General features: G+C 63.5%; 1 protein-coding gene. It reads right to left on the bottom strand.

Features of this window, described 5'->3' with window-relative positions; all coding sequences use genetic code 11:
• Positions 1–17: 17 nt before the first annotated feature.
• A protein-coding gene (locus CK222_RS31430) for an IS630 family transposase (RefSeq protein WP_245433425.1) occupies positions 18–964 on the bottom strand; the annotation gives its coding sequence in 2 pieces (ribosomal slippage) (positions 18–625 and positions 625–964; 948 coding nt in all).
• Between the last annotated feature and the right edge of the window lie 96 nt (positions 965–1,060).

Raw genomic sequence — 1,060 nt, 5'->3', positions numbered from 1 at the left:
GCTAGAGCAGATTCGACTTACTCCGGGTCATAGCCGGCTGCCTCGAAATAGTGCCTGCATTCCTCGGCTGTGAAAGCTGCGAGGCAGTTGGCCACGACCGACCAGAGTTCGTCGATGGTTCGGGCTGCAGCCTTTCTCAGGAGGGCCTTGAGTTTCGAGAAAGCCATCTCGATCGGGTTGAAGTCGGGCGAGTATGGCGGCAGGAACAGGAGCCGCGCGCCAACCTTCTCGATCGCCTCGCGCACCCCGCTGATCCTGTGGGCCGGTAGATTGTCCATGACCACGATGTCGCCGGGGCGAAGCTCGGGTGCAAGGACCTGCTCCGCATAGGCGAGGAAGGCAGAACCATTCATAGGGCCATCGAGCAGCATTGGCGCCGCCAAGCCGCCCAGCCGCAGGCCGGCCGTGAAGGTGGTGGTCTTCCAATGGCCGTGAGGAACGGCCGCCCGGCATCGTTCGCCGCGCAGGCTGCGTCCGCGCAACCGCGCCATCTTTGTGGAAGCCGCGGTCTCATCGATGAAGATCAGCCTCTCGGGGTCGAGATCGAGCTGGTCATCGAACCAGGTCCTGCGGCGGCGCAGGACATCGGGGCGCTGCTGTTCGGCGGCGTGCGCCGTCTTTTTTTAAACGTGATGCCGCGACGCTCGAGGAACAGCCAGACCGTGGACGGCGCTACCCGAACGCCGCACTCGGCGGCAAGGCGCTCCCCGATCTCGGCAAGCGTGATGTCCGGCGCGTGCTCGATGAGGCCAAGAATGAAGGCCTCATGCGCATCGAGCTTCGAACGCGCCGGCTGGCCCTGCTTGCGCGCTTCCATCTCGCCGGTCTCGCGATAGCGGCGATACCAACTCCCGGCCGTCGAAATACCGATCCGGAAGCGACGCGCCGCCTCCCGCGTCGAAACCCCGTCTTCAATGGCCGCAATCACGCGCCCACGAAGGTCCGCGCTCAGGCTCCTCGTCATCATCACCTCCTCGCAAATCACCGGGACAGTGAATCAGACAGGATCTATCGCGTGAAGGTCCTCAAACCGACTCTGTGTTCATCAAAGATGCTCTAG

The sequence above is a fragment of the Mesorhizobium sp. WSM3866 genome, from assembly GCF_002294795.1.
Taxonomy (GTDB): domain Bacteria; phylum Pseudomonadota; class Alphaproteobacteria; order Rhizobiales; family Rhizobiaceae; genus Mesorhizobium.
Note: the sequence above shows the minus strand (reverse complement) of the source record. Positions and strands in the feature narration are given on the sequence as shown.